The sequence below is a fragment of the Arenibaculum sp. genome (assembly GCF_035998295.1).
GTDB lineage: Bacteria > Pseudomonadota > Alphaproteobacteria > Azospirillales > Azospirillaceae > DASYHS01.
Genome location: NZ_DASYHS010000210.1, coordinates 1 through 6,854, shown reverse-complemented (window position 1 = coordinate 6,854; position 6,854 = coordinate 1). Strand labels below are relative to the sequence as shown.

The following is a 6,854-nucleotide window of genomic DNA, read 5'->3' as shown; positions in this document are numbered from 1 at the left end:
GCTGCCGAGGCCCTGGCGACCGCCGCCCATACCCAGGCGCTCACGCAGCTGACGCATCAGCTCGACTTGCAGGCAACGGCCCAGGAGCGTCTGGCCGAGGCGGCCGGGCAGGGCGAGGCCGCCATGCGCCAGGCGGCCATCGACAACGAGGTCGCTGCGGCGGACGCGCGCTCGGCGGCGGAAGGGACCGCGACCCGCACGGCGCTGATGCGCCAGGAAGCCGCGGTGGTCAAGCAGATCCGGGACGAAACCACGTCCGATATCCGGCAGGCGATCGAGGCCAACAAGGCGCTCACCCGCGCGGTCGCCGAGGGGCCGGAAGCCGTCCGCGAGGCGGAGCTGGCGATCCGGGCGCATGCCCTGGCCCTGCGCGAGGCGACGGAGGGCACCGACGAGTTCAAGGCGGCCTACGCCCACTACATCGACCTGCTCAGAGACGCGGATCAGGCGGAGCAGCAGTACCAGCAGGCTCAGGCCCGTCGAGACCAGCTGATGCAGCCGTTCAAGGACGCGCTCCGCGGCATCGAGGGCGCCTTCACCACGGCCTTCGAGAACATCTTCTCGGGCAACCGGAAGGGCTTTGCCGATTTCGCCGATACGATCAAAGGCATCTTCGCCCGGCTCGCCGCAGAGCTGGTGACGATGCTGGTGTTCCAGCCGGTGGTCGGCGCCGTCCTGCAGACCGCCGGGGTCGGTGGCAGCACCCTGGCATCGCTGGGACTGCCCGGAGGTGGCGGCGGTTTCGGGGCAAGCGGATTGGGAAGCGCCGGGCTGACGAAGCTTGGGGGCTCCTTCGCAACCAGCTCGGTTGGGCAGGCGCTCGGCCTGTCGAAATCCGCGGTCGGGGTCATTCCGGAAGCGGTGGCCGGTGACGTCATGCTGACGGGTGCCGGCAACGCCTTCATCGGGGCGTTGCCCGGCGCCGGCGGTGCTCTGGCCGGTGGCCTAGTGGGGTACCAATCCGGATCACCGATCATGGGTGGGCTGTCGGGCGGGATCGCGGCGGCTGCCCTTGGCGCGGGACCCATCGGAATTGGCATCGCCGCCATCGCAGGCGTCGCAGGCGGGCTGATCGGAAAATCCGCCCAGCGGCGGGCCGAACGCGACCGCAAGGAGGTCGAGCGCCAGCAGCGGATCGCACAGCTGGTCCCGGCGATGGAGCAGTTCTACGCCCTGGCCGGCGAGCCGATGACGGGCGTCAGCAAGATGCTGGCCGACCTGACGCGGCAGTTCCAGCAGCTCTCCTCGCAGGCCAAGGAACTCGGGCTCGACACCGACCTGCTGGCCGACAGCTTCGACAAGGCCCGGCAGAGGATCAAGGACGACTTCGCGAAGGGGATCGAGGACGCGATCCTCGCCTTCGAGAACGATGCCGAACTCGCCTTCCAGAACCTGGAGGAGGCGCACCGGCAGCGCATCCGCGAGGCGATCGACGCCGAGGCCGATCTCGACCGCGTGCGCCACCTGAACGCCCTGGAGCTGAAGCGCTTCTTCGAAGGGCTTTCGGCCGAGCAGATCGAAGGCCTCGGGCAGGCCGTGCACCTGGCCGACCTGCTCGAAGCCAAGCTGCGCGAACTGGGCCAGTCGGCCGCGAAGGAGATCGACGCCCAGATCCAGCTCTCGGCCTCGGCCGAAAGCACCGCCCGCCAGGCCGCGGAAGCGTTCCGGAACCTCGCCCGCACACTGCAGGAAGCGGTCCACCAGCTGCGCACGGGGAACCTGTCGACGCTCTCCGCCCGCGACAGGCTGGCCGAGCAGCGCGGCCAGTTCGACCAGACCGCGTCGGCCGCCCTCGCCGGCGACCAGGCCGCAATGCAGCGGTTGCCGCAGCTCGGCCAGCAGCTGCTGGAAGCGAGCATGGCTTACAACGGCTCGACCACGGCCTACGCGACCGATTTCGACCGCGTCATGCAGGTCCTGCGCGATGCCGGGGTCGTCGCCGGCGGCGAGGCCGGCCGGCAGCAGACCCAGGCCGACGTCCTGCACATCCAGGCCGAGCTGCTGCGCAAGATCCGCGACGAACTGGCCAACCCCGAGGGACCGAACGCCGAGATCCTGCGCGGGCAGCTTCAGACGCTCGGTATCATCGACGGGGTGCTCAAGGGGCAGTCCACGGTGTCGGTCGAGCAGCTCTCCCAGTTGGCGGGCGTTTCGGCCGGCGAAAGGACGATCGCCGAGCAGATCGCGGCCGGCAACAGCAAGATCGCCTCGCTGCTGGAGGACTTCCTGCAGGTCCAGCAGCAGGAGCGCCTGGAACGCCAGCGAAAGGAAGCCGAAGAGGCCGCCCGCCAGGCCCGGCAGGCACAGATCGACGCCCGGGCGGCGACGGCCCGCGGGGCGGCGGCCAATCTCGCCGGCCAGATCGGCGGCGTCCGGGCGGCCGGAGCCACCGGCAACCAGGAACTGGCGGTCCAGATGTTCAAGACCATGACCGGGGCCGTGACCGGGACCGCTTCGGACCGCGGCAGCGCCCAGTTCGACCGGGCGGACCAACTCCGCGTGATCCTGTCGGGCTTCGCGCAACAGCTGACGGCGATCACCGGCGGCACGCTGCCCACCGACGCCGCGGTCTTCGCCTCGACCAAATACGGATCGGGCTACCGGATCGGGTCGGTCAACAAGGCCCAGTCCTTCGGCATCAACGACTACGTCTCGATCGTCTCCAGCTTCGTGCGCGACGCCGCCCTGCAGCTCGCGGGGATCACCCCCGAACTGCGCGACGCGATATCGCAGATCTCCTGGACCAACCTGCCGGCCGCCTTCGATCAGCTGCAGCGCGCCGTGCTCGACATCCGCGGCTTCGCCGCCGGCACGTCCTCGGCCTCCCCGGGCTGGGCCTGGGTCGGCGAGAAGGGGCCGGAGCTGATCCGCCTGCGCGGCGGGGAGGAGATCCTGCCGCACGACGTCTCGATGCGCGTGACGCAGGCGGTGCCGCTGCCGCCGCTCCCCCGCGCGGCGGCGGCAGCCAACGACCGCGGCGTCGAGACGAGGCTCGAGGCGATCGCGGCCGAACTGAAGGCGCTTCGAAGCGAGCAGGAGCGCCTGATGAACGCACAGATCGCGACCGCGGCCGAAGGCGCACGCCGGGTCGAGAACGCGGTCGAGGACAACACGGCCGAAACCCGCAAGGTCGAGCGTGCGATCGACCGGCAGACCCAAGCTTCACTGGTGGCGTAGGAATCCCATGAACCAGATGTACCCGAAAGCCAAGGAAGGCTTCCTGACGAAGAAGGTCGATCTGCTGGCGGACGAGATCCGCGTGGCGCTGATCGACACGGGTGTCGCCGGCTTCGACGCGGCGCACGAGTTCTTCTCTTCCGTCTCCGCCGCAGTCGTCGGCACGCCGGCCGTCCTGTCGGGCAAGAGCGTCGCCGACGGGGCGTTCGACGCCGCGGATGCCAGCTTCACCGGCGTGTCCGGATCGAGCGTGGAGGCGATCGTCCTCTACCAGTGGACCGGGGACGCGGCGACCAGCCGGCTGATCCTGTGGATCGACCAGGCGACCGGCCTGCCCTTCGCGCCCCATGGCGGCACCGTGCTGGTGCCGTGGGACGACGGCGCCAACAAGATCTTCAGGATCTGATCCATGCGCTCGGTCGGACCCACCGCGACCTCCGTCTCCTCGACGCTGGCCGCGGCCACGGCGGCGGTGAACCGCACGCTCGCGACTGTCGGCATCGCCTCGCTCGCGGCACTCGGCGCGCCTGGCACCGTCGCCCTGGCCGTCTCGGCACCCGGCCTGCCGCCAGGTGCCGCCGGCGCGCCGGCGGTCGACCTCGTCGTCGCTCCGGCAGGTGCCGGATCGGCGACGGCATCCGGGGTGCCGGCGGCGACGCTGGTCGCGGCTCCGACCGGCACCGCCTCCGGCGTCGTCCTCGGCAGCCCGGCCGCCTTCTGGTCGACGGCCCCGGGAACCGGCACCTCGGACGGGCTCGTCTATCTCGTCACCCTGACCGCCTATGCCGGCGACGGCACGGTGCGCTCCACCGGCATCCCCGTCGCCGCGGCGCTGGCTGCGGGCACCAGCCCGTCGGCCGGCGGGCTCAGCGCCACGACGGCGCTGCACTTCTCCGACGCCGGCTTCACGAGCCGCCCGACCGACGAGCCGGCCGACACCCATTACGAAGGCCGGGCGACGGTGCCGCTGACCATCGACAGGGCCATCCCGCTGACCCCCGAGAACGACCGGCGCATCGCGCTCGGCCTGGGCGAGATCGACATCGAGAACGGCGACGGCGTCTATGACGACCTGCCGCGCCGGCTGGCGGTCGACGGCCGGCCGATCGAGGTCCACCTGCTGCGGCCGAGCCGGCCGCTGTCCGAGCGCCGGCTCGTCTTCCGGGGTGCCGGCACCGGCTGGTGGGCGGACGAGCAGCGCCTGCGCATCGGCCTGCGCGACAACGGCTACCTGCTGGACGTGCCGATCCAGCCGGTCCTCTATGACGGCAGCGGCGGGCTCGGCGGGTCGCCGGAGGTCGAGGGCCGGCCGGTGCCGCAGAGCTACGGGCTGTGCCGCAATCTCCGACCGGTGCTGATCGATCCGGCCAACCTGGTGTTCCAGGTCCACGACCGGGCGATACGGGCGGTGCTCGCGGTCCGCGACCGCGGCGCGCCGCTCGCCGCCGCCGGCATCGACCATCCCGACTTCGCTTCGCTGGTCGCGGCCGGCATCGCGCCCGGAACCTTCCACACCTGCCTCGCCCGCGGCCTGTTCAGGGTGGCCTTCCTGGGCGGCCAGGGCCTGGTCACGGCGGATGTCGAGGGTGACGCCGAGGGCGGATACCTCGCCGACACCGCCGGCATCGTCCGGCGCATCCTGGTCGACCGCGGCGCCATCGGGGCCGGGCTGATCGACGGGGACGCCTTCGACGCCCTGTCCGCGGCGCTGCCGGGCACGATCGGCTGGCACGTGTCCGAGCCGTCGACGGTCGCCGCCGGCTGCACGGCGGTCATGGCCCATTGCGCCGGCTACTGGGGCGCGCGCCGCGACGGCCGGATCGCGGTCGGGCGGCTGATGCCGCCGGTGCCGTCCGACATCCGCATCGGCCCGTCCGAGGTCGCCGGCGAGATCGAGCGGCTGCGCCTGCCGGACAGCATCGACCCGCCGAACCGGCGCCGCGTGGTCGGGTACCGGCGGAACTGGACGGTCCAGGACCGGGACTTCGCCGCCGGCGCCGACGTCGCCTTCCTGCAGCAGGAATACCGGTTCGTCGCCGCCTACAACCACGCGGCCGCGGTCCGGCACCAGCAGTCGACCGCACCGGCACCGCTGCCGTCCCTGTTCGACGAGGCGGCCGATGCCCAGGCGCTGGCCGACCACCTGATCGCGCTCTACCCGCCGGGGCGGAACCTGTTCCGCGTCCCCGTCCGCACGTTCGGCCACGAGATCGGCCTCGACGACTGCGTGACGCTGACCTGGCCGCGCCACGGCATCGGCGCGGACCGGCCGGTCCGGGTCGTCGCGATCTCCGAGCGCTGCGACGAGCGCTCCGTCTCCCTCACCGTGTTCGGGTGACCCATGCCAAGACTGTCCTACATCAACTGGGTCGACCAGCCTGAGACCCGCATGGCGGGCTCGGCCGGTCCGCTGACGCTGCCCGCGACCAACCTGGCCGAGCCGATCGCGCAGCGGCGGTGGCGCGCGACCAGCACCGCGGTCCACGGGATCGTCGATTTCGGCCAGCCGCGCGAGGTCGGCGTGCTGGCGCTGCTCCAGCCGCATGACGCCGGCGGCATCGACGGCCGCGGGGAGCCGGTCGGGCATCTCGCGCCGGCCGACACGGTGCGGCACCGCCTCGACCTCGACGCCCCGGGCACCGGCGCGCTGCTCGACACCGGGCCGCTCGCCTGCCGGGTCGCGCGCGGCTACGGCCTGACGCTGCTGTGGCTGGATGCGCCGGTCGTCGCGCGCTGGTGGCGGTTCGATCTCGATGCGCCCTCGCTGGGCGCCGTCGGCTTCGTCGATCTCGGCCGTGCCTGGGCCGGGCCGGCGGTCCGCCCGGAGAACAGCTTCGCCTATGGCTGGGGCAGCCTGTGGGACGACGCCACGATCGTGACCACCGCGCCGCGCTCGGGCATCCGGCTGAAGGACCTGCGGCATCGCCGCCGGCGCGTCAATCTCGGCTTCCCGGCCCTGACCCGCGCCGAGGCGAAGGAGACGTTCGAGGAGCTGTCGCGGGTCGTGGGCCTGCGGGGCCAGCTTCTGTTCTCCCCCGACCCCGGCGGCGGCCACGAACCGACGGAGGCGATCCTCGGCGAGCTGCTGGACTGCTCCCCGATCGAGCAGTCGAACGCCGCCCTGTTCGCGAAGTCCTTCAGCATCATCCAGGCATTGTGAGACAGAGATGAGCATCGGCAACCGCGTCGAGCAGACCTCCACCACCACCGGCACCGGCCCGATCGAGCTGCTGGCCCCGCCCACCGGGCGGCGCGGCTTCGTCGACGAGTTCGGCGCCGGCGCCACCGCCCGCTACGTGATCGAGAACGAGGACGGCTCCGCCTGGGAGATCGGCGACGGCACCGTCAATGCCGGCCCGCCCCAGACCCTGGCCCGCTCGCCCATCCGCTCCTCCAACGCCAACGCGCTCGTCAACTTCGCCGCCGGCCTCAAGCGGGTCTACTGCCCGGCCGGCGATGCCGACTGGGCGCGCTTCGGCGGCGGCATGCCCGCCGCAGTCGGCACCGCGGACGCGATCGTGATCGCCCACGCCCCCTCGGTGGCCCGCTACGTCGACGGCATGGAGTTCTGGTTCCTGGCCTCGGCCGCCAACACCGGGCCCGTGACCCTGGACGCCGGGCCGGGGGCGGTGAGCCTGCGCAGGGGCGACGGCACCGTGCCGCTCGCCGCCGGCGAC

The 6,854-nt window shown here is 72.3% G+C and carries 3 protein-coding genes and 2 pseudogenes; all 5 read left to right on the top strand.

What is annotated here, in order from left to right:
* Positions 1–3,177, top strand: a pseudogene (locus VGO20_RS20445) (hypothetical protein); the annotation flags it as partial.
* A 7-nt stretch (positions 3,178–3,184) separates the two neighbouring features.
* A complete protein-coding gene (locus tag VGO20_RS20440; protein ID WP_327504230.1) occupies positions 3,185–3,583 on the top strand; it encodes a hypothetical protein in 399 nt (132 codons plus the stop codon).
* A 3-nt stretch (positions 3,584–3,586) separates the two neighbouring features.
* Positions 3,587–5,515, top strand: a complete 1,929-nt coding sequence (locus VGO20_RS20435) for a hypothetical protein (protein ID WP_327504229.1) — start codon at positions 3,587–3,589, stop codon at positions 5,513–5,515.
* Positions 5,516–5,518: 3 nt separating this feature from the next.
* Positions 5,519–6,337, top strand: coding sequence for a hypothetical protein (locus VGO20_RS20430; RefSeq protein WP_327504228.1), 819 nt, complete (start codon positions 5,519–5,521; stop codon positions 6,335–6,337).
* 7 nt (positions 6,338–6,344) lie between these two features.
* Positions 6,345–6,854: pseudogene (locus VGO20_RS20425) on the top strand (hypothetical protein); the annotation flags it as partial.

Bases quoted from the DNA above. Each gene is read 5' to 3' on its own strand.
- VGO20_RS20440 (WP_327504230.1), top strand. From the start codon at position 3,185: ATGAACCAGATGTACCCGAAAGCCAAGGAAGGCTTCCTGACGAAGAAG.
- VGO20_RS20435 (WP_327504229.1), top strand. From the start codon at position 3,587: ATGCGCTCGGTCGGACCCACCGCGACCTCCGTCTCCTCGACGCTGGCC.
- VGO20_RS20430 (WP_327504228.1), top strand. From the start codon at position 5,519: ATGCCAAGACTGTCCTACATCAACTGGGTCGACCAGCCTGAGACCCGC.